The following is a 19,635-nucleotide window of genomic DNA, read 5'->3' as shown; positions in this document are numbered from 1 at the left end:
GGTCCCGGTCGCGCCCCGATCTCGCGGGGTGCGACCGGCCGGGACGGGATGGGCGGACGACGACCTAGACTTTGTGCATGACCGAGACGTCGTGGCATGAGGAACTCCGCGCACGCGGTTACCGCGTGACGCCTCAGCGCCAGCTCGTCCTGGAGGCGGTCAAGGAGCTCATGCACGCCACCCCCGAGGACATCTGCGCCAAGGTGCGCCAGACCGCCAGAGGGGTCAACATCTCCACCGTCTACCGGACGCTGGAGCTGCTCGAAGAGCTTGGCATGGTCACCCACACCCACCTCGGGCAAGGCGCGCCGACCTACCACCTGGCGGCCGACGCCGACCACGTGCACCTGGTGTGCCGGGGCTGCGGCGAGGTCACCGAGGTGCGCCCGGAGCTGGTCGAGAGCATGGTCACCACGCTCGACGCCGAACTGGGCTTCGACACCGACGTGCACCACCTCACCGTCTTCGGCCGCTGCCGATCGTGCAAGTAACCTGGATTACATGACCAGCCCCTTGCTCCAGACGCCCGGCGCGGTGCCCGCCGAGGCCCCCGACGAGGGCGTGGCGGCCCACTACGGCGAGCCGTTCGCCGAGCAGCGCGCGCTGCTGGCGGGAGAGGCGGTGGTCGATCGCGGCGACCGCGAGGTCGTCCGGATCACCGGCCCCGACCGGCTGCGCTGGCTCAACGACCTCAGCTCGCAGAAACTCGACACGCTCTCGCCAGGCGAACCCACCGAGACACTCTTCCTCGACGCCCAAGGCCGGGTCGAACACCACCTGACCCTCGTCGACGACGGCGAGTCGGTCTGGGGCCACGTCGAGCCCGGCACCGGCGCCGCGCTGATCGGCTGGCTCGACCGGATGCGCTTCATGCTCCGCGTCGAGGTGGCCGACGAGACCGCCCGCTACGCCGTCGTCTCACACCGCCTGGCCGAGCGGCCCCCGCTGCCCGAGGGCTCCATCGCGATCGGCGGCGACGTCCTGCTGCCGCGCGAGGCCCTGCCGGAGCGTCTGGGCCTGCGCCCGGCCGGACTGTGGGCCTACGAGGCGCTGCGCATCGAGGAGCACCGGCCCCGGCTGGGCTTCGAGACCGACCACAAGACCATCCCGCACGAGGTGGGGTGGATCGGCGCCGCCGTCCACCTGACCAAGGGGTGCTACCGGGGCCAGGAGACCGTGGCGCGCGTCCACAACCTGGGCCACCCGCCGCGCCGCCTGGTCTTCCTGAACCTCGACGGCAGCGTGGACAAGCTGCCGCCGCACGGTGCGCCGGTGAGCGAGGAGCCCGGCGGCGAGCCGGTGGGCTTCGTCGGCAGCTCCGCCCGCCACCACGAGCTGGGGCCGATCGCGCTGGCCGTGGTCAAGCGCGCGGTGCCGGTCGAGGCCACGCTGTTCGCCGACGGCGTCGCCGCCGCCCAGGAGGTCGTGGTGCCGCCCGACGCGGGCCGCAACGTGGCGATCGACCCGTCGCTGCGCCGCCGGATCCGCTAGCCGCCGCCTCCATTCGCCGTACGGCCCGGTCACATCTCCAGGACGAGGGTGATCGGGCCGTCGTTGACCAGCGACACCTTCATGTCGGCGCCGAACACGCCGGTCTCGACGCGCGCGCCGAGCGCCCGCAGCTCGGCCACCACGGCGTCCACCAGCGGCTCTGCCGTCTCGCCCGGGGCCGCCGCCTGCCAGGTGGGGCGGCGCCCCTTGCGGGCGTCGCCGTACAGGGTGAACTGGCTGATCACCAGCAGTGGCGCGGAGACGTCGGAGCACGACTTCTCGCCGTGCAGGATCCGCAGCCCCCACAGCTTGGCGGCGAGCTTGGCCGCCTGCTCCGGGGTGTCGGTGTGGGTCACGCCGACCAGCACCATCAGGCCCGGCTCGTCGATCGCCCCCACCATCGCACCGTCCACGGACACCGACGCGGAACTCACCCGCTGCACAACCGCACGCATGGCCCGCCATTCTGCCATTTCTCGCGTTCCCTACACTCGACCCCGGAAAGGGGCGAGATGGAGTCACTGGCGATCGAGGTAGTCCGTTCGGGGTTCGTGGAGTCCGTGCACCGCGCGGGGGTGCTCGCGGGGTGCGCGGCTAAAGGCTTCTGAACTGCCGGGAGGCGGAGATCGCGCCGGAGGTGGTGGTGGCGAAGGTGCGCATCGACCCGGCGAACTTGGACAGGTCCCACTCCGCCGGGCCGTGATACCAGTACAGGTTGTCCGCCGGACGGCCGTTGCCGTTGACCGAGGCCACCACCCGCGCCCAGCGGTCCACGTTGTCGAAGACCACCGCGTACGGCAGGTAGCGGGAGAACACCTCGACGCGCTTGTCCGGGGGCACCTGGTCGAGGTCGCCCTCGGCCAGGTACTCGCGGAAGCCGAGGGTGTGGGCGAGCGCGGCGGCGCCCTTGGCGGTCTTGGCCGGCATGTACTGCCCGCCCACGGCCAGCGCGGCGCCCGCGATGATCACCGCCAGCCCGAGCAGGCCGTACGCGCTGAACCAGGCCAGCGCGACGGTCGCCAGCACGCCCGCCACGGTGAGCGCCCCGCCGACGAGGGTCCAGCGGGTCCGCACGCCGTCGGGACGGCGGGCGAACCAGCCCTGCCTGACCACGTCGGTGTAGAGGGCGTCGCGCACCCGGCCGAGGTCCTTGGCGAACGAGCCGCGCAACTCGGAGAGCAGCACGCTGTCGCGGTCCGCGAAGATCGCGTCGTACAGCGCGCGCTCGTAGGGGAGCAGCGCGGACACCGGCGCGTCGGGGAGCTTGACGAGCGTCCAGTCCGGCGCGTCGTAGGTCTGCCTGGGCTGCTCGTCGATGCGGACGTAGCCGCGCACCGCGAGATCGACGATGGTGGCGGTCACGTCGATGACGTCGGCCTGCTCGTCGAGCAGCGTGCCGATCTGGCCGGGGCGCACGCCGTCCGGCGGGGTGAAGTGGCCGTCCCGCATGGGGTTGAGCGCGCCCGACTCGTGGCCGACCACGCGGGCGTCGCGCCCGCGCGTCCAGTACAGCAGGCCGATGCCGCCGAGCAGCACCAGCAGCAGACCGGCCAGCGCGCCGCCGGTCACCGCGTTGACGGTGAACGCGTTGGACAGCTCGAACCGGCGCTCCAGGATCGGCCCGCCGCCGCTGGTGCCCTTCGGGTAGCCCATCACGATGGTCAGCGTCTCGCCGCCGGCCAGCCCCTGCTGCTCGAAGTCGCCGGTGGCCCCGGTGTGGTCCATCGAGGCGGCGGTGCAGGGCAGTGCCGAGGTGAGCGCGCCCGCGAAGCAGGACAGGTTCTGGATCTGCGCGCTGCCGGTGACCTTCACCGTGGCCTGCTCGACCGGCGCGGACCAGCCGCCCGCGGCGTACCAGCGCATCTCCTCACCGTCGCCGAGCGGGGTGATGACGCCCTTGACGTCGTACTCGAAGGTGGCGGTGCCGCTCGCGCCGCCGGTCACGGTGATCGTGTCACCGGCGATGGCGGCGTTGCCCTTGAGGTTCTCGACCTTGTAGAGGCGGTCGCTGGAGTCGTCGTAGCGGGTCCTGGTGACCAGCTTCCTGGTGGGCGCGCCGCCCTCGTAGGTCACCGTCTCCTTGACGTGCAGCGCCCCACCGGGGCGCAGCGACAGCTCGACGGCGTCGATCTTAACGACGCCCGCGCGGACGCCGTCGGCCGCGCCGGTCGCGGCATGCGCGGTGGGCGACGCGGCCGAGAAAGCCGAGAGAAATGTCGTGCAGAGCGCCGTGGCGACGGCCATCCCGGTGGTCACGCGGACGGCCGTGCGGCGCGAGGTAGATCCCGCCATGGCAGGTGAGCCTACCGAGAAACCGACTGCGCCAGCGGACACACGGGTATGATCGCGATATTTCACCAAATTCAGAACATTTCACGGAAGGTGGGATTAATGGAAACTACTGCAATTTATGGCTAGATTTCCTCCGAAAGATGATCAGCGCGTGACCACGGCCCGAAGCGGTTTCGCCGCCCTCGGCACCAAGCACACGCCACCCTCCCCCAAGGCGGACCAATGCCCTCAACCCCCACCTCGGGCCCCGCCACGCCGAGCCCCCAAACCCCCGGAAAACACAAAAAACCCGCTCCCCCGGAAAGCCCTGAGAGGTTCGGAGGCGCCGGAGGCCCTGGAGCGTCCGGGAACTCGGGCGGTCCGGAAGGGCCGGGGAGAGCGGGAGGGCGCGGGAGGCGTCATCCGGCGGCGGTGGGGACGTTGATGCTCGGGTCGGTCGGGCTGCTTACCGCGACGGTGGCCGCGGTGGTGGTCGCTGCCGCGCTGACCGGGGGTGATGAGGCGATCTCGCCCGCCGACGCGGGCTCCGGTCCCCGGGCCACCACCACGGCGGACGTGGTTCCGGACGACGCGCCCGCCGAGATCGGCCCGCCGTCCGTGGCCCCGCTGACCAGACTCCCCAAGACCGGCTCCGAAGCGCCACGCGCCAAATCCCCCGACTCCGGCCGGGGGACCGCGGCCGGAACCACCGACTCCTCGGCCCCCAACCCCCCGTCCGGAGTTACCGTGTCCTCGGTTCTCAACCGCCCGGCGGGGCAGGGGGCCGTCGTGGATGCGTCGCGGATGCTTGTCGATCTACGTAGGATGCGGCGCTCCGACACGCGTGCCCGGCTCACCCGTAACCCCCTCTACGGCACCGGCGTGATGCGCCCCATGGCCTGCCGGGCACCGCGGCCGAGCACCCGGCCCGCCGACATGAGGCGCTTCCTGGATGCCGCCACCGGTTGCCTGGATCGGGCGTGGGCCGGGAAGTTCGCGCAGGCCCGTGCGTTGTTCATGCCTCCGCGCCGGGTCTTCTACAGCGGCAGCGGGCGCGGCCCCTGCGGCGTCTATCCCGCCTCGGGCACCTCCGCCTACTACTGTCCCTCCAACCGGGGCATGTACATCGGCCTCCGGCACGTCGTCCAGGCGTCGGGCGGTGCGAATCCGGCCGCCAACCCCACCATCTATCTGCGGGTGCTCGCCCACGAATACGGTCACCACGCCCAGAGCATGTCCGGCATCGGCGGAGCCTGGTGGTGGGAGGTATCCAGCCGGTCGCGCTCCGCCCAGGACGCCCACACCCGGCGCAGCGAGCTCCAGGCCCAGTGCTTCGCCGGGACCTTCGCCCGCAGCGCCCGCCGTACGCTCGGCATCACCTCGGGGCAGTGGACCGAGACCCTGCGCGACAGCCTGACCCGGGGTGACGACCGGCGCGGCGGGCGCGACGACCACGGCACCGGCGACCGCTACGTCGCCTGGCTCCACCAGGGCTGGCGCTACGGCCGCATCGCCTACTGCAACACCTGGGCCGTCGCCGCCTCCCAGGTGCGCTGACGGCGTCACCGGCGGGTGAGGTACCAGTTCCCGTCGGCCTGGACGCTGACGTACTTCGTGCCCTCCGGGAGTACGACACGCCCGCCAACATCGCCGATCTTGTTCACCAGCAGCTCCGGGTGGGTGTACGTGTGATCAAGGAGGGCGGCCTAGCATGGGCCGGAGTAGCGATCAAGGGAGGCCGGTCATGGTTGACGACTCGGAGATGCGCCATCTGCGGCGGTGTGTGGAGCTCGCGGCGCACGCGCTGGAGATCGGTGACGAGCCGTTCGGGTCGGTGCTGGTGGGCCCGGACGGCACCGTCCTCGGGGAGGACCACAATCACGTGGTCACCGGTGACGCCACCCGGCACCCGGAGTTCGAGCTGGCGCGCTGGGCGGCGGCCAACATGAGCCCCGAGGACCGCGCGGGCGCGACGGTGTACACCTCCGGCGAGCACTGCCCGATGTGCTCCGCGGCGCACGCCTGGGCGGGCCTCGGACGCATCGTCTACGTATGCTCCTCGGCCCAGCTCACGGAGTGGCGTGCCGAGTGGGGGCTGCCCGCGTCGGCGGTGCGACCGCTGCCCGTTCAGGAGGTCGCGCCCGGGGTGGCGGTCGAAGGGCCGATCCCCGGGCTGTCCGACGAGGTGCGCGCACTCCACCGGCGCTTCCTCGACAAGGCGTGACCGCCGCGCCCGTCAGAACGCACTCGTTCGTGCTGGTCGGGGCGCGGCCGTCGCGGTCACTGCTCGTCCGCGAAGCGGAGCAGCTCCTTGGGGATCTCGACGAAATCCTCGCCCGGCAGGATGTCACGGAGTTCGGAGAGGGCTTCGGGGTCGGTCACCCGCATGCCCTGGACGACGAACGTGTCCCGGTCGGTCTCGTAAAGGGTGGGACACTGGCCGCCGTCGCTCGTGCTGCCGAGGAACCTGAGCTTCATCCTCTGTGATCCTGCCTTCATCGTGTGTAGCGGACACGGAGATCGTGTGCCGCAACGCGCGCAGAGTCAAGGTCTCAGCAGCACACTTTCAGTCGCTCACCTGGATGCGCAGCCGCCGGAACCCCTTGCCCTTGTTCTCGATCTTGGCCACCTTGATGCGCCCGATCTGCTTGGTCGAGGCGACGTGGGTGCCGCCGTCGGCCTGGGTGTCCAGGCCGACGATGTCGATGATGCGGACCTCCGCCACCGACTCGGGGACCAGGTTGGTGGCCGTGCGGATGATGTCCGGGATCTGGAACGCCTCGGCGCGGGGCAGCACGCGCACGTCGATCCGGCGGTCGGCGGCGATCTCGGCGTTGCAGGCGTCTTCCACGGCCTCCTTGAAGCCGGGCGGCACCTCGGGCAGGTCGAAGTCCATCCGCGCCGTCAGCGGCTCCATGTTGCCGCCGGTGACCAGCGAGCCGTAGTCGCGGTGCACGACCCCGCACAGGACGTGCAGGGCGGAGTGGGTGCGCATCAGCGCCGAACGCCGCTCGTCGGCGAGGGCCGCCCGGACGGTCGTGCCCGCCGGGGGGATCGGGTCGCCTTCGGCGGGGATCAGGTAGAGATCGTCTCCTTTGCGCACTCCCGCGATCCGGGTCTCCACGCCCTGCCAGATCAGCACTCCTTGATCGGCGGGTTGGCCGCCGCCTCCCGGATAGAATGCCGACTTGCTTAGCACGATCCCTTCGGGCGAGGCTTCGAGCACGACCGCTTCCCAGTCGCGGAGATTCTGGTCGGAGAGTTCGAGGCGGAGGGTTCTCCCGTGGAGGTCGCTGCTCATGTCGGCAGCTTACGGTCTCACGGCCCCGAGAGGCGGTTATGCGCGGTCCTTCGCGAGCGCATCGCTCATTGACGCAGCACCGGGGCACGGCCGCGCTGCTGACCTGCGCCTTACTGCTCACCGCCACGGCGTGCAGCGGGGCCTCGGGCGAGAGGGCCGGACGGCCCACGCCGAAGGCCGTGGCGCACACCGTCAGCCGCTCGCCGGTGGTGATGGCGGTCGGCGACAGCTTCACCGTCGGCTCCGGCCCGGTGCGAAGCTGGAACACCTACCTGGCGGGCGCGGCCCGGCAACTCGGCTGGCAGCCGGTCATCGCGGGCGCGTCGGGCACCGGATACCTGAACCGGGGCCGGGCCGGACGCAACTTCCTGGCGTCGTTCACCGACGAGTTGTCCTGGCGGCCCGCACCCGACCTGCTGATCATCTCCGGCGGCCACAACGACCGCCGCTGGACCCCCAGACGGGTCGGCACGGCCTGCTACCGCCTGATCACCACGGCGAAGAAGCGGTGGCCGAAGACCCGCGTGATCGTGATCGGCCCGATCTGGATGACGCCCGCGCCGTCCTGGGCGCTCGACGTGCGCGACTCGGTGTCGTCGGCGGCCCGCCGGGCCGGAGTCGCCTTCCTCGACCCGCTGCCCGGCCTGTCCAAGACGGCTGGGGCGGACACGGGCGGCGGCTCCGAGCTGGTGCTCCCGGACGGCGTGCACCCCACCCCGGTGGGCCACCAGCGGCTGGCCCGCTGGCTGGTCGACTCGCTGCGCGAGATGCCGCTGTCCCAGTGACCTACCCGCGGGGCGTTGGGGTGGGGGCCGGCGATGTGCGGAAGGCGACCGGCGGCGACGCGGGGGAGACCTTGTTCGCGGCGTCACGCGCCACCACGTGCGCGCTGTAGGCGGTGTCGGGGGTCAGCCCGGTCAGCGTGACCGACTCGGTCGCCGACGAGCCCAGGAGCGTGGTGCCGTCGTAGACGTCATAGCCGGTGACCCCGATGTCGTCGGTGGCCGCCGTCCAGGTCAGCCGGGCGGTGGTCGGGGTGACCTCCGATACGGCGGGCGTTCCCGGCGCGGTGGGCGGGGCGGTGTCCCCGGTGTAGACGGTCGCCTCGCGGGCGGTCTCGGCGATGCCGTCCGGGCCTTTGAAGATCCGGCGGCCCCAGTCGGTGAGGCGGCCCGCGTTGAAGTCCCTGGCCATGTCGAGATATCCGACCTCGGCGGAGTTGCCGCTCCAGGACCAGCCGAGATATCCGAGACGGCGCGCCCTGGCCTGGGCCATGACGGTGTCCTCGTCCGGGTCGCCGTCGGAGTGCAGGTGGCCGAACTCACCGATCACCAGCGGCAGCCCCGCCTGCCGGAACCCGTCGAGGTAGTCGTTGATCTTCGCCGCCGTGTCGAACTCGCCGTACATGTGGATGGAGAAGACCACGTTCCTGTCCGGATCCGCGTCGAACACGGCCCTGGCGCCGTCACGCATGGCGAAGGCGGAGTCCTGACCCCAGCCGGGGGCGTCCACCATCAGCGCGTGGGCGAAGCCCGCCCGGCGCATGCGCCCGACCGCGTCTCGCGCGGCCGTGCCCCAGTCGGGGCTGATCGGGGTGGTGGCACTGGCCGGTTCGTTGCCGATGTTGACGATGACGTGGTCCTCGTGGCCGTCCAGGGCGCTCTTGACGCCGATCCAGAAGTCCACGGCCTGGTCGAGGGTGCGGGCGTCGGGCTCCTCGCCGTACCCGGTGGTGTCGTGGTCCTCCAGCACGCAGATGAGCCGCTGCCGTACGCACAGGGTGACCACGTTCGCCACGTCGGCGGCGTCGCTGGGCGGCCAGCGGCCCCCGCTGAGCACGATCCGCACGGTGTTGGCGCCGAGTGACTTGATGTCGGCCAGGGCCGTGGTGCGGTCGCGGAACCAGGCGTGCGGATGGCTGACGCCGCGCATGACGAACGGGGCGCCGGTGGATTCGACGATCTCGGTGCCCGCCACCCGCAGGCCCTTCGCGGCCACGGCCGGTGGCGGGGTCGGCTCCGGGGTGGTGACCGGCGGGGTCGGTCGTGGCGTGGCGGCCGGCGGGGCGGCGAACAGGATCAGCGCCGCGCCGAGCCCCCCGATCGTCTTCCAGCCATGGACCACGCGACCCCATTGTGCCCGGCGACGGACGCCGGGGCGGGGTGCGCCGCGCCGTCACCGGCGCGGCGGGTCACCAGGGGCCGTACGGGCCCGAGTTGCCGCCCTTGCCGATCTCGCGGACGGCCGGTCGCACGTCGGCGAGGTAGATGCCCGAGGCGATCACCGAGATGATCGTCAGGATGCCGAGGACCGGGAGGTACTGCACCGCGGCGGAGAAGGCGAAGAGCGTGGAGAAGGCGAGGATGATCAGCCAGAGCTGCTTGGACTGCTTCCCCGTGATCGCGAACGCGCGGGCAGGGGTGCGGATGGCGTGGATCAGCGCGAACCCGGACATGCCAAACGCGGCGACGCCCAGCACCCAGTAGATGAGATCCAGGACTCCAAACACCATCGCTGCCGCTCCCGTCAACACGCCCGGCCCTGAGAGCAACACTAACGGGCCGTCGGGCGTTCCCACCGTGTCGAACTCCTACCGTTACCTCCCAACGCCTCACCCCTCCTGCTGGTTCCCGGGGTTAAGGGAACCCATAGGGCGAATCCTTAGATTCGCCGCATGATCCGTACAAAGGGAAAGTCGAGCAGCCGGTGGGCGAGCGCGGCCGTGGCGGCCGTCGCCGCGATCACGATGTCCGGCCTGACGGGGGCGGCGGCATCCGCCGACACGAAGGCGTCCGAGACCCACGAGTGCCGCGTGGGGAACTTCTGCGTGTGGAGCAACTACGGCAGCCTTCGATGCATGTGGGAAGGCGACGACTGGGACTGGCGCGACAACTGTCAGTGGCTGGCCAACCCGCCGAGGATCGCGTACTTCATGAACGCGGGCCAGGGCTCCTACTCGCACATCAAGATCTTCTCGCGCCCGGGAGGGGCCGGTAGCTGGGCGTGCCTGCGTCCGGGCTACAGCGCCCCTCCTCCGAACTACTGGACGAACGGGCCGGACGAGGGCAAGACCATCTGGAACCGCGTCTACGCCCACGTCTGGGTCAACAGCTGCTGAGCGCCGCCGGGGGCGCCGGCGTCGGCCGGAAAAGTTCTTGAAAGAATCTCGTGCCGGGTTGTCGAACCGGCGCTTCTCCATTCGAAGCGTGGAAGAAGGGCCGGAACGGACCGGCCCGAGTCCACCTCCGGAGGCACGTGGGTGCCTCCGGAACCACGAGGAGAACGACCATGCGTTACCTCATAACCGTCCGCGTCACCGCCCAGCCCGCCACCCCGGTCCCGGCCGAGCTCATGGAGGCCATCGCGGTCCTCGGTGAGGAGGCCACCAAGTCGGGCGCGCTGCTGGAGACCTCGGGCCTGGCCCCGAGCGCCGAAGGCGCGCGGGTGACGCTGACCGGAGGGTCGATCAGCGTCACCGACGGCCCGTTCGCGGAGGCGAAGGAACTGATCAGCTACGCCCTCTTCGAGGTCGCCACCAAGGACGAGGCGGTCGAGTGGGCGGCGCGGTTCGTCCGCGTCCACCGCGACCACTGGGCGGGCTGGGAGGGCCAGGCCGAAGTCCTCCGCCTCTTCGGCCCCGAGGACTTCGCCCCTCCCGCGTGACCACCCCCGGCCCTTTCAGCGCCACCTCTACAGCGCCGAAAGGGCCGGCCCCGCCGCTTGCCGTCCGGACGGTGTGCGATGTGCACCGAAGTCGGCCGATCGCCTCACTCCGGCGAACGCTCGGAAACCGTCGTCCCGGCGGGTACCGCCGGCTGTGATGGCCGCATGCGCCGATCCGCCGCGTGCGTCAGCAGAGCCTGCCCTTGTACCAGGCGTCTTTGATCTCGAAGCTGTGGCCGAGCCAGGTCGTGCCGGGTGCGACACACCAGTCGGAGCCCGGCAGTCCGAGCCACCGTTCGACCCGGATCACCACGGAGGTGGTACCACAGTGGTTGTAGTAGGACTCTCCGCCTTCTTCGTAATAGCCGCAGGCGAGTATCCCCGTCCGGGTCGTGTTCCCGGTCGCCGCCCCCGTTGTGGTGCCGGCGTACGCCGGTGCCGTGGCCAGCGCCAGTGCGGCCAGCGTCCCGCCGATCGCCTTGAGGATCTGTGTGCGCAAGTCGCTTCACCCTCCCCGTGCAGTGATCTCGATGTCTCGACGATAGGGACCCCGTCGGCCACCCACCATGCGCAACACTGCCAATAAGGGCCGGATATCTGACAAATGCCCTACCGCCAGTGATCAAGCCCGGGTCAGGCGGGTGGCGCGGGTCAGGAGGTAGTGGCGTTCAGGGCGGCTGGTGGTGAGGCGGGCGGCGGTGCGGTATTCGGTGATCGCGGACTCGGTTTCGCCCGCCTGTTCCAGCAGGTGGCCGCGGACGGCGTGGATCCGGTGGTTGTCCGTCATGCGGCGGTCGCCGGCCGCCCTTTCCAGGACGGCCAGGCCCGCCGCCGGGCCGCTCGGCATCGCCACCGCCACCGCGCGGTTCAAGGTGATCACCGGGTTGTCGGCGAGGCGGTCGAGCACCTGGTAGAGGGCCACGATCTGGGCCCAGTCGGTGTCCTCGAAGCGTTCCGCCTCGGCGTGCACGGCCGCGATCGCGGCCTGCAACTGGTAGGGGCCCGGCCGTCTGCTCGGCAGGGCGGCGGTGAGCAGGGCGATGCCCTCTTCGATCATGGCCCGGTTCCAGCGCCCGCGATCCTGTTCCGCCAGCGGGATCAGCTCGCCGTCCGGGCCCGTGCGGGCGGCGCGCGGGCGTCGGTGAGCAGCATCTCGGCGAGCAGCCCGCCCACCTCGGGGACGTCGGGCAGCAGCCGGTAGGTCATCCGGGCCAGGCGGATCGCCTCGGCGCACAGTTCGCCCCGGTGCAGCGACTGTCCCGCCGTGGCGGTGTAGCCCTCGTTGAAGATCAGGTAGAGCACGTGCAGGACGACGTCGAGACGGCGGGCGCGTTCGTCCTCGTCCGGCATCCGGAACCGTCCGCCCGCCTCCAGGACGCGCTTCTTGGCCCGGCTGGTCCGCTGCGCGAGCGTCGGTTCGGGAAGCAGCAGCGCGCGGGCGATCTCGGCGGTGGTCAGGCCGCCGACCGCCCGCAGGGTGAGCGCGACCTGGGCGGGCGCGTTCAGCGCGGGGTGGCAGCACATGAACAGCAGGAGCAGGGTGTCGTCCTCGTCGCCCGGTGGGCACCCCCGGCACCCCGGACCACACCGCCGTGCTCCGCCTCACCGCCTCGAAGGTGTGAGCGGCCGGGCCGTGACATGGGTGTGGGCCCGCTTGTCGGGCGGGCCCACGGGAGCTGACCAGGTCAGGACTTGTCGGCGGTGGTGCCGGGCTTGCGGGAGGCGGGCTTGGCCACCGGCGGCTCGGCGGCCTCGGAGACGTCTTCCAGCTCAAGGGCGGCGTCGCCGCTGACCCGGCTGACGACCTTGCGGCCCCGGTCGGCGAACCCCTCGTAGATCTCGACGGCCCGCACGCCGACGATGTCGGCGTAGCCACGGGCCTTCTCCGGGAGGTCCTTGGCGTACTCCTCGGCCTTGGAGGCGTAGGCGCGCGCCCTGGTCGGCAGGTCCTTGGCGGTACGGCCGAGCTCGCCCCGACGGGACTGCAGCTTCTCCAGGTGCTCGGGGATCTCGCGGAGCTTCTCGATGGCGAAGTCGCTCGCCCCGGCCACGGCGTAGAAGGGCTTGGACTCGGTGAGCTTCTTGACCTCGGTGGCGAACGTCATGGGTTAACCTTCCTTGGTTCGCGGAGTGGCGTTGCCGTTGCCGAAGAAGTGGTCCTCCGCCACGAAGGGCTCAAGCGTCGAGGTGAAGGACTCGGGCAGCGGGTTTTCTTCGTCGCTTCCGGGCTCCGGCCGGGACTGCGCGTTCTGGGAGGTCTGCGCGTCCTCGGCCGGGGCTCCGGCGCGGTTCTCCTTGCGGAACGACTCGTAGATGTCGATAAGGACCTGGCGCTGCCGTCCGGTGATGAAAGTGTCGGCCCGGATCGCGGCGACCACATCGCTGTCGGCTTCGCGGTGTTCGATCAGGCCGGCCTGAACGTACAGCGCCTGCGCCGAGATGTGCAGGCCCTTGGCGATCTGGTTGAGGATCTCCGCGCTGGGCTTGCGCAGCCCGCGCTCGATCTGGCTCAGATACGGGTTGGAGACGCCGGCGGCGGCGGAGAGCTGGCGAAGCGAGATCTTCGCCTGCTTGCGCTGCTCGCGGATGTACTCCCCGATCGAGCCGACCTTCGGTAGTGCCATGCCACCAGTCTGCACCAGAGTGCTTGCAATTGCAAACGCACTGGTTAACTCTAGCTAGCACCAAGAGATGGTCAGTGGGGCATCAACCACAACAGCGGGGCGGACACGGCGAGGGTGACGGCGAGCGTGAGCGCGCCCGCGCGGATCCGGCGCGGGAGCGCGGGACCGGGCGTGACCAGGCGTTCCACGCGGAGCATCACGCAGGAGGGACTGCCGCCGACCGCGCCGAGCGCGCCCTGCGGCGTGGGCACGGCGGGCGCGGTGCCGAAGCGGAGCAGGGCCGTGGCGAGACGGCGCGGCGAGCAGAAGCGCCGCGCGCGGTCGTCGGCGGCCATCTCGATCAGCAGCTCGACCGTGGCCTGGGTGTCACGGACCACCGCCGACCAGGGCAGCACCCGGCGCAGCGCGGAGAACGGCAGCAGCACCAGGTCGTGCCGCTCGCGCACGTGGGCGGCCTCGTGGGCCAGCACGGCGGCCAGCTCGTCGGCCGACAGCAGGCGCAGCGCGCCCGCGCTGATCACCACCTGGGAGCGCAGGCCGGGCAGGCAGTAGGCGGTGGCGCCCGGGTGGTCGACCACGCGCACGCCGGGCATCTCGGGGTCATCGCGCGAGATGAGCGCGAGCAACGCGCGGTGCCGCCGCCGGGCCCTGATGGTCTGCACGGCCGCGGCCACGGTCACCGTGATCAGGACGGCGAGCAGGCTCACCCCCGCGATGAGCGCCAGGATGTGCGGAAGGTCGTAGGCCGCGGGAGGGCCGTAGCCGCCGGTGGCCGCCGAGGCGGCGAACGCGCCGAGCCCGCCCAGCACGCCCCGCTCGTACGGCTGGAGCGCGTAGGCGAGCAGGGCGCCCGTGGTGGCCAGGCCCCAGGCGATGCCGAGGGCCTGCCAGAGCAGGATCGCGGTGCGGGGGGCGCGGTAGGTCCAGCGCGCAGTGGTGAAGCGCCAGGCTCCGACCGCGCAGACCAGGGCGAGTGCCCCAAGGGCCGCCGCGGTCATTCCTCCTCCAGCTCCGTCAGGGCCTTGCGCAGGATCTCCGCCTCGCTGCCGGAAACGGTCTGGGCGAAGCGGGTCAGCGCCGCGGAGCGGTCACCCGTCATGTCGAGGGCTTCGCGCATCAGCTCCGCGACGTAGTCGTCACGGCTCGCGGCGGGCTCGTAGCGCCAGGCACGGCCGTCGCGGGTGCGGACCAGGAAGCCCTTGCGGGTGAGGCGGTCGAGGACTGTCATGACCGTGGTGGGGGCCAGGTCGCGGTCAGCGATGTGCCTGCCGACCTCGCGGGCGGTGGCGGGGACCCGCTGGGCCCAGAGGATGTCCATGATGCTGCGTTCGAGCTCGCCGAGACCCTTCACGCCTTCCAGGGTAACCTGCGGCCGACGAGGTGTAGTACTACGGGTCGTCGAGTGAATCGGGGAATTCCGCGAGGGGGATGGTTCGGCATGCGGATCGTGCTCGTGCGAGGCGACATCACCGAGCAGCGCGTGGACGCCGTGGTGAACGCGGCGAACTCGTCGCTGCTGGGCGGCGGGGGCGTGGACGGCGCCATCCACCGGCGCGGCGGGCCGGAGATCCTGGCCGAGTGCCGGGCTCTGCGCGCGTCGCAGTACGGCGGTGGCCTGCCGACCGGCCAGGCCGTCGCGACCACGGCGGGCCGCCTGCCGGCCCGGTGGGTGATCCACACCGTGGGCCCGGTCCACTCCGGATCGGAGGACCGCTCGCATCTGCTCGCCTCCTGCTATCGGGAATCTCTTCGCGTCGCGGGCGATCTCGGCGCCCGCACCGTGGCCTTCCCGGCCATCTCCACGGGAATCTACGGCTGGCCGCTCGACGATGGGGCCAGGATCGCGCTGCGTACGGTGCGCGCGGCCCCGGCGACCCTCGTCGAGGAGGTCAGTTTCGTGCTGTTCGACTCCACAGCCTACGCGCACTTCGAACGGGCGCTGGGCGATCTTGGCGAGATTGTGGATACGCCGTAAACCTGACAGGTCAGCCCCTGTGGACAGCGGGTGCGACCGCGCTCCACGGCAAGGTCAGCTCACCCAGCCGCCAGCGCGCCCGCCCGCCGAGCGGCGGGTGCCGGACCACCGGCCACGTCCGCGCCAGCGTCTCCACCGTGGCGGGCCAGCGCTGTCGTACGCCGTAGGCCGCGTACGGCGCGCACACCGCCCACGCCCGGTCGAGGTCCTCGAACAGCCGGTGCACGGCCTCCCCGGGAACGTTCCGGTGGATGAGCGCCTTCGGTAGCCGCTCGGCCAGGTCCGAAGGGCGGCCGAAGCCGGAGAACCGGGTGGACAGCGTGAGCGTGCGCGGCCCTGAGGCGTCCAGTGCCACCCACGCCGCCCGGTGGCCCACCTCGGAGCAGGTTCCCTCCACGAGCACGCCGTCCGGGGCGATCCGTGAGCGCATCAGGTCCCACGCCGCGCCCGCCTCCGCCTCGCCGTACTGCCGCAGCACGTTGAACGCGCGCACCAGCACCGGCGGACGGGGGGCCGGCCGCATCTCGAACCCGCCGACCGCGAACGACAGGCCGGGCCGCGCGTACGGCAGAGCGGCCGCCACCCGCTCCGGATCGATCTCCACCCCGATCACCTCCACGTCGGGCCGGATCCCGCGCAGCCGCAGGAACAGCTCGGTCGTGGTCACGTGGGATGCCCCGAAGCCGAGATCGACGACCAGCGGCCGGGCGGCGGAGCGGAGCAGCCCGGCGTACCCGGCGGCGATCCAGCGGTCGGCGCGGCGCAGCCGGTTGTGGCCGGTCGTGCCGCGCGTGACGGCGCCGACCGGCCGGCCAGGGGGAGCGGGGGGACGGTTCAACGGTTCATAGGGGATCAAAGCTCTAAGACAGGATCAGGGGGACGACGTGCGATGCACCTTGTGCTGAGCCGCCTGGGCACGCGGCCTGATCACCATACGGTCCACGTTGAAGTGGGCCGGACGGGTGACGGACCAGGCGATGGCGTCCGCCACGTCGTCGGCGGTCAGCGGATCCACGCCCTGGTAGACCTTGCTCGCCTTGTCGCTGTCGCCGCGGAAGCGGGTCAGCCCGAACTCCTCGGTCGCCACCATGCCGGGCGCGATCTCCACGACCCGCACCGGCTCGGCGACCAGTTCCAGGCGCAGCGTCTCTGCCATCGACCGCTGGGCCTGCTTGGCCGCCACGTAGCCGCCACCGCCCTCGTAGGCGACGAGTCCCGCCGTGGAGGTGAGCAGCACCAGCACGCCGTCGCCGGACTCCACCAGACGCGGCGTGAGCGCCTTGGTCACGCGCAGCGTGCCCAGCACGTTCACCTCGAACATCCACTGCCAGTCGGCCGGGTCCGCGTCGACCACCTGCTCCAGGCCGAGCGCGCCGCCGGCGTTGTTCACCAGCACGTCACACCGGTCGAGAGCCCCGGCCAGCGCGTCCACCGACTCCTGGGAGGTCACGTCGAGCGTCATCGGGCGGATGTTCGGCACCTCCGCCGCCAGCTCGTCCAGGCGGTCCCGGCGACGGGCCGCCGCCACCACGTCGAAGCCCTCCAGCGCCAGACGCCGTGCGGTCGCCTTGCCGATGCCGCTGCTCGCACCAGTCACAACAGCCGTCTTCATCATGAATCGCATCATCGCAGGCCCCCCCGCCTCCCGCACCCCGAGGGTGTGTGATCACATGTCGGAAACGCTCCGGTGCCGGGAATCACGGATGAATCCGGATGGTTATTAGCCCTTCGGAGGTGATGTCAGGTGAGTCGACGGCGCGTCGAACGGGTGGCGACGATCAGCATGCACACATCTCCTCTCGACCAACCGGGCACGGGAGACGCGGGCGGCATGAACGTCTACATCGTCGAGGCGGCCAAACGCCTGGCCCATCTCGGCGTGGAGGTGGAGATCTTCACCCGGCAGACCGCGCGCGACCTGCCTCCGACGGCCGAGATCGTCCCCGGCGTGACCGTCCGACACGTCACCGCGGGCCCGTACGAGGAACTGGAGAAGGGCGACCTGCCCGGCCAGCTCTGCGCCTTTCTGTCGGGCGTGCTGCGCACCGAGGCGTCCTACGACCCTGGGCGTTACGACGTCATCCACTCCCACTACTGGCTCTCCGGGCAGGTCGGCTGGCTGGCCAAGGAGCGCTGGGGCGTTCCGCTGGTCCACACCATGCACACCATGGCCAAGGTGAAGAACCTGGCGCTCGCCGACGACGACAAGCCCGAGCCCGCCGTGCGCGTCGTGGGCGAGGAGCAGGTGGTGGACATCGCCGACCGCCTGGTGGCCAACACCGACGCCGAGGCGGGCGAGCTGATCGACCTGTACGGCGCGGCCCCCGAGCGGGTCGCCGTGGTCAACCCCGGCGTGAACCTCTCGGTCTTCCAGCCCGCCTCCAAGGGCGCCGCCCGCCACCGCCTGGGCCTTCCCGACGACGCCCACGTGCTGCTGTTCGTCGGGCGCATCCAGCCGCTGAAGGCCCCCGACGTGCTGCTGCGCGCGGCGGCCAGGATCCTGATCGAGCAGCCCGCGCTGCGCTCGCGCCTGGTCGTCGCCTGTGTCGGCGGGCCCAGCGGCAGCGGGCTGCGCCGTCCGGCGCTGCTCGCCGACCTGACGGAGTCGCTGGGGCTCGGCGACGTGGTGCGGCTGGTGCCTCCGGCCCCGCAGGACGAGCTGGCCGACTGGTACCGCGCCGCCGACGTGACCGTCGTGCCGTCCTACAACGAGTCCTTCGGCCTGGTCGCGCTGGAGTCGCAGGCGTGCGGCACGCCGGTGGTCGCCGCGTCGGTGGGCGGGCTGCGCACGGCCGTCCGCGACGGCGTCTCCGGGGTGCTCGTCGAGGGCCACGACCCGCACGACTGGGCGCGCGTCCTCGGGCGCATCGTGCACCGCCCGCGCTGGCGGGAGAAGCTCTCGGCGGGAGCGGTGGAGCACGCCAACGCCTTCGGGTGGTCCGCCACGGCCGCCCGCCTGGCCGAGGTCTACGCCGGGGCGATGGCCCACCTGAACCGCTCGCCCGTGGCGCTCAGTTCCTGAGCCCGTAGGGTGGATCGCATGAACGTTGCGGAGGTCGTCGAGTCGGCGTTGAAGGCGTCCGAGGCGTCGTACGAACAGCCCAAGCCCGGCACTTTTCTGGTGAACCTGCCGGGCCGGCACAAGCTGGCCACGATGACCTGGCTGATCGTCGGCGAGCGGATGCTCCACGTCGAGGCGTTCTTCTGCCGCCAGCCGGACGAGAACCACGCCGCGTTCTACCGCTGGCTGCTCACCAAGAACGGCTCCATGTACGGCGTGCGCTTCGCCCTCGACGAGGTCGGCGACGTCCACCTCGTCGGCCGGGTCCCCCTCGGCGCGGTGACCGAGGAGGAGATCGACCGGCTGCTCGGCTGCGTGCTCACCTACTCCGACGAGTCCTTCGACCGCGCCCTCGAACTGGGCTTCGCCTCCTCCATCCGGCGTGAGTGGGAGTGGCGGGCCAAGCGCGGCGAGTCCCTGGCCAACCTGCAGGCGTTCGCCAGGTTCGCCGACCCGGCCAGGTAGGCGGGGCCGTTCACCGGCCGTCGGTAAGGTTGTCCGCATGGCGACTTTGGTGCTGTTGCGGCATGGAGAAAGCGACTGGAACGCGAAGGGCCTGTTCACCGGATGGGTGGACGTCAGCCTTTCCGCGGCCGGCGAGAGCGAGGCCCGCCGCGGCGGGCAGCTCCTCATCGACGCCGGGGTCCGCCCCGACGTGGTGCACACGAGCCTGCTGAACCGTGCCATCCAGACGGCCGAGCTGGCGCTGGGCGCCGCCGACCTGCGCTGGCTGCCGGTCCGCCGGTCGTGGCGGCTCAACGAGCGTCACTACGGCGCTCTTCAGGGCAAGAACAAGGCGCAGACGCGCGAGGAGTTCGGCGACGAGCAGTTCATGCTGTGGCGGCGGTCCTACGACACCCCGCCGCCGCCGATCGCCGACGACGACGAGTACAGCCAGGTGGGCGACCCACGTTACGCGACGCTCCCGCCGGAGCTGATGCCTCGCACGGAGTGCCTGAAGGACGTCGTTGATCGGATGCTGCCGTACTGGTACGACGCGATCGTGCCAGAGCTGGCGGAGGGCCGCACGGTCCTGGTGGTCGCGCACGGCAACTCGCTGCGCGCGCTGGTCAAGCACCTCGACGGCATCGGCGACGACACGATCGCCGGGCTGAACATCCCGACCGGCATCCCGCTCCTCTACGACCTCGACGAGTCGTTCCGCCCGGTCACCAAGGGCGGGCGCTACCTCGACCCCGAGGCGGCCAAGGCCGCCATCGAGGCCGTGGCCAACCAGGGCCGCTGAGGC

Annotated in this window: 24 protein-coding genes and 1 pseudogene; 11 read left to right on the top strand and 14 right to left on the bottom strand. The window is 71.4% G+C overall.

The window, feature by feature from the left end; genetic code table 11:
* Positions 1-77: 77 nt before the first annotated feature.
* On the top strand, positions 78-491 hold the full coding sequence (locus P3X83_RS03760; protein ID WP_277303050.1) for a Fur family transcriptional regulator: 414 nt from the start codon (positions 78-80) through the stop codon (positions 489-491).
* A 10-nt stretch (positions 492-501) separates the two neighbouring features.
* A complete protein-coding gene (locus P3X83_RS03755; RefSeq protein ID WP_277303049.1) occupies positions 502-1,491 on the top strand; it encodes a glycine cleavage T C-terminal barrel domain-containing protein in 990 nt (329 codons plus the stop codon).
* A 29-nt stretch (positions 1,492-1,520) separates the two neighbouring features.
* Here P3X83_RS03755 and dtd read toward each other — a convergent pair whose 3' ends face one another.
* Positions 1,521-1,946, bottom strand: a complete 426-nt coding sequence (gene dtd, locus P3X83_RS03750) for a D-aminoacyl-tRNA deacylase (RefSeq protein WP_277303048.1) — start codon at positions 1,944-1,946, stop codon at positions 1,521-1,523.
* A 139-nt stretch (positions 1,947-2,085) separates the two neighbouring features.
* On the bottom strand, positions 2,086-3,783 hold the full coding sequence (locus P3X83_RS03745; protein WP_277303047.1) for a DUF2207 domain-containing protein: 1,698 nt from the start codon (positions 3,781-3,783) through the stop codon (positions 2,086-2,088).
* 423 nt (positions 3,784-4,206) lie between these two features.
* Here P3X83_RS03745 and P3X83_RS03740 point away from each other — a divergent pair, with 423 nt between their 5' ends.
* Positions 4,207-5,319 (top strand): neutral zinc metallopeptidase, encoded by a 1,113-nt coding sequence (locus P3X83_RS03740; protein WP_277303046.1) that lies wholly within the window; start codon positions 4,207-4,209, stop codon positions 5,317-5,319.
* A 187-nt stretch (positions 5,320-5,506) separates the two neighbouring features.
* Complete coding sequence (locus tag P3X83_RS03735) at positions 5,507-5,986, top strand: nucleoside deaminase (RefSeq protein ID WP_277303045.1); 480 nt, start codon at positions 5,507-5,509, stop codon at positions 5,984-5,986.
* Between the two features lie 56 nt (positions 5,987-6,042).
* Here P3X83_RS03735 and P3X83_RS03730 read toward each other — a convergent pair whose 3' ends face one another.
* Together P3X83_RS03730 and P3X83_RS03725 are read right to left on the bottom strand one after the other, a co-directional pair.
* Positions 6,043-6,240: a hypothetical protein gene (locus P3X83_RS03730; protein WP_277303044.1), complete on the bottom strand. Its 198-nt coding sequence runs from the start codon at positions 6,238-6,240 to the stop codon at positions 6,043-6,045.
* A gap of 88 nt (positions 6,241-6,328) precedes the next feature.
* The gene (locus P3X83_RS03725) at positions 6,329-7,063 is read right to left on the bottom strand and encodes an alanyl-tRNA editing protein (RefSeq protein WP_277303043.1); all 735 of its coding nucleotides are present in this window, start codon (positions 7,061-7,063) and stop codon (positions 6,329-6,331) included.
* Between the two features lie 68 nt (positions 7,064-7,131).
* On the opposite strand from P3X83_RS03725, the gene P3X83_RS03720 reads away from it, so the two are divergent.
* Positions 7,132-7,848, top strand: a complete 717-nt coding sequence (locus tag P3X83_RS03720) for an SGNH/GDSL hydrolase family protein (protein WP_277303042.1) — start codon at positions 7,132-7,134, stop codon at positions 7,846-7,848.
* Position 7,849: 1 nt separating this feature from the next.
* On the opposite strand, the gene P3X83_RS03715 is transcribed toward P3X83_RS03720, so the two are convergent.
* Positions 7,850-9,187, bottom strand: coding sequence for a cellulase family glycosylhydrolase (locus tag P3X83_RS03715; protein WP_346742667.1), 1,338 nt, complete (start codon positions 9,185-9,187; stop codon positions 7,850-7,852).
* Positions 9,188-9,254: 67 nt separating this feature from the next.
* Positions 9,255-9,575 carry a DUF2516 family protein gene (locus P3X83_RS03710; protein WP_277303041.1) on the bottom strand — a complete coding sequence of 107 codons (321 nt, stop codon included), beginning with the start codon at positions 9,573-9,575 and terminating at the stop codon, positions 9,255-9,257.
* Between the two features lie 162 nt (positions 9,576-9,737).
* On the opposite strand from P3X83_RS03710, the gene P3X83_RS03705 reads away from it, so the two are divergent.
* Positions 9,738-10,181: a hypothetical protein gene (locus tag P3X83_RS03705; RefSeq protein ID WP_277303040.1), complete on the top strand. Its 444-nt coding sequence runs from the start codon at positions 9,738-9,740 to the stop codon at positions 10,179-10,181.
* Between the two features lie 170 nt (positions 10,182-10,351).
* A complete protein-coding gene (locus tag P3X83_RS03700; protein ID WP_277303039.1) occupies positions 10,352-10,726 on the top strand; it encodes a YciI family protein in 375 nt (124 codons plus the stop codon).
* A gap of 187 nt (positions 10,727-10,913) precedes the next feature.
* On the opposite strand, the gene P3X83_RS03695 is transcribed toward P3X83_RS03700, so the two are convergent.
* From P3X83_RS03695 to P3X83_RS03670, 6 genes and pseudogenes are all read right to left on the bottom strand, one after another.
* Positions 10,914-11,225 (bottom strand): DUF6355 family natural product biosynthesis protein, encoded by a 312-nt coding sequence (locus P3X83_RS03695; protein WP_277303038.1) that lies wholly within the window; start codon positions 11,223-11,225, stop codon positions 10,914-10,916.
* A 123-nt stretch (positions 11,226-11,348) separates the two neighbouring features.
* Positions 11,349-12,277: pseudogene (locus tag P3X83_RS03690) on the bottom strand (DUF6596 domain-containing protein); the annotation flags it as partial.
* Positions 12,278-12,411: 134 nt separating this feature from the next.
* A complete protein-coding gene (locus P3X83_RS03685; protein ID WP_277303037.1) occupies positions 12,412-12,831 on the bottom strand; it encodes a hypothetical protein in 420 nt (139 codons plus the stop codon).
* 3 nt (positions 12,832-12,834) lie between these two features.
* Positions 12,835-13,350, bottom strand: a complete 516-nt coding sequence (locus P3X83_RS03680; RefSeq protein WP_346742666.1) for a helix-turn-helix transcriptional regulator — start codon at positions 13,348-13,350, stop codon at positions 12,835-12,837.
* Positions 13,351-13,421: 71 nt separating this feature from the next.
* The gene (locus tag P3X83_RS03675) at positions 13,422-14,348 is read right to left on the bottom strand and encodes a M56 family metallopeptidase (protein ID WP_277303036.1); all 927 of its coding nucleotides are present in this window, start codon (positions 14,346-14,348) and stop codon (positions 13,422-13,424) included.
* Positions 14,345-14,701: a BlaI/MecI/CopY family transcriptional regulator gene (locus P3X83_RS03670; protein ID WP_277303035.1), complete on the bottom strand. Its 357-nt coding sequence runs from the start codon at positions 14,699-14,701 to the stop codon at positions 14,345-14,347. Before P3X83_RS03670 ends, P3X83_RS03675 begins: the two co-directional genes overlap by 4 nt.
* An 87-nt stretch (positions 14,702-14,788) precedes the next feature.
* Here P3X83_RS03670 and P3X83_RS03665 point away from each other — a divergent pair, with 87 nt between their 5' ends.
* On the top strand, positions 14,789-15,325 hold the full coding sequence (locus tag P3X83_RS03665) for an O-acetyl-ADP-ribose deacetylase (RefSeq protein WP_277303034.1): 537 nt from the start codon (positions 14,789-14,791) through the stop codon (positions 15,323-15,325).
* A gap of 10 nt (positions 15,326-15,335) precedes the next feature.
* Here the strand turns inward: P3X83_RS03665 and P3X83_RS03660 are convergent, their stop codons facing one another.
* Together P3X83_RS03660 and P3X83_RS03655 are read right to left on the bottom strand one after the other, a co-directional pair.
* Positions 15,336-16,163, bottom strand: a complete 828-nt coding sequence (locus P3X83_RS03660) for a class I SAM-dependent methyltransferase (protein ID WP_277303033.1) — start codon at positions 16,161-16,163, stop codon at positions 15,336-15,338.
* Positions 16,164-16,196: 33 nt separating this feature from the next.
* The gene (locus tag P3X83_RS03655) at positions 16,197-16,940 is read right to left on the bottom strand and encodes an SDR family NAD(P)-dependent oxidoreductase (protein WP_277303032.1); all 744 of its coding nucleotides are present in this window, start codon (positions 16,938-16,940) and stop codon (positions 16,197-16,199) included.
* A 168-nt stretch (positions 16,941-17,108) separates the two neighbouring features.
* Here P3X83_RS03655 and mshA point away from each other — a divergent pair, with 168 nt between their 5' ends.
* Genes mshA through P3X83_RS03640 form a run of 3 tightly spaced genes read left to right on the top strand, consistent with a single transcriptional unit; the run spans position 17,109 to position 19,632 of the window.
* Complete coding sequence (gene mshA / locus P3X83_RS03650; protein WP_277303510.1) at positions 17,109-18,347, top strand: D-inositol-3-phosphate glycosyltransferase; 1,239 nt, start codon at positions 17,109-17,111, stop codon at positions 18,345-18,347.
* Between the two features lie 18 nt (positions 18,348-18,365).
* Positions 18,366-18,851 (top strand): YbjN domain-containing protein, encoded by a 486-nt coding sequence (locus P3X83_RS03645; RefSeq protein WP_277303031.1) that lies wholly within the window; start codon positions 18,366-18,368, stop codon positions 18,849-18,851.
* A 37-nt stretch (positions 18,852-18,888) separates the two neighbouring features.
* Entirely contained in the window at positions 18,889-19,632 is a 744-nt protein-coding gene (locus tag P3X83_RS03640; protein WP_277303030.1) for a phosphoglyceromutase, read from the top strand.
* Positions 19,633-19,635 lie beyond the last annotated feature (3 nt).

The sequence above is a fragment of the Spongiactinospora sp. TRM90649 genome (assembly GCF_029382225.1).
In the GTDB taxonomy this organism is placed as follows: Bacteria; Actinomycetota; Actinomycetes; order Streptosporangiales; family Streptosporangiaceae; genus Spongiactinospora.
Note: the sequence above shows the minus strand (reverse complement) of the source record. Positions and strands in the feature narration are given on the sequence as shown.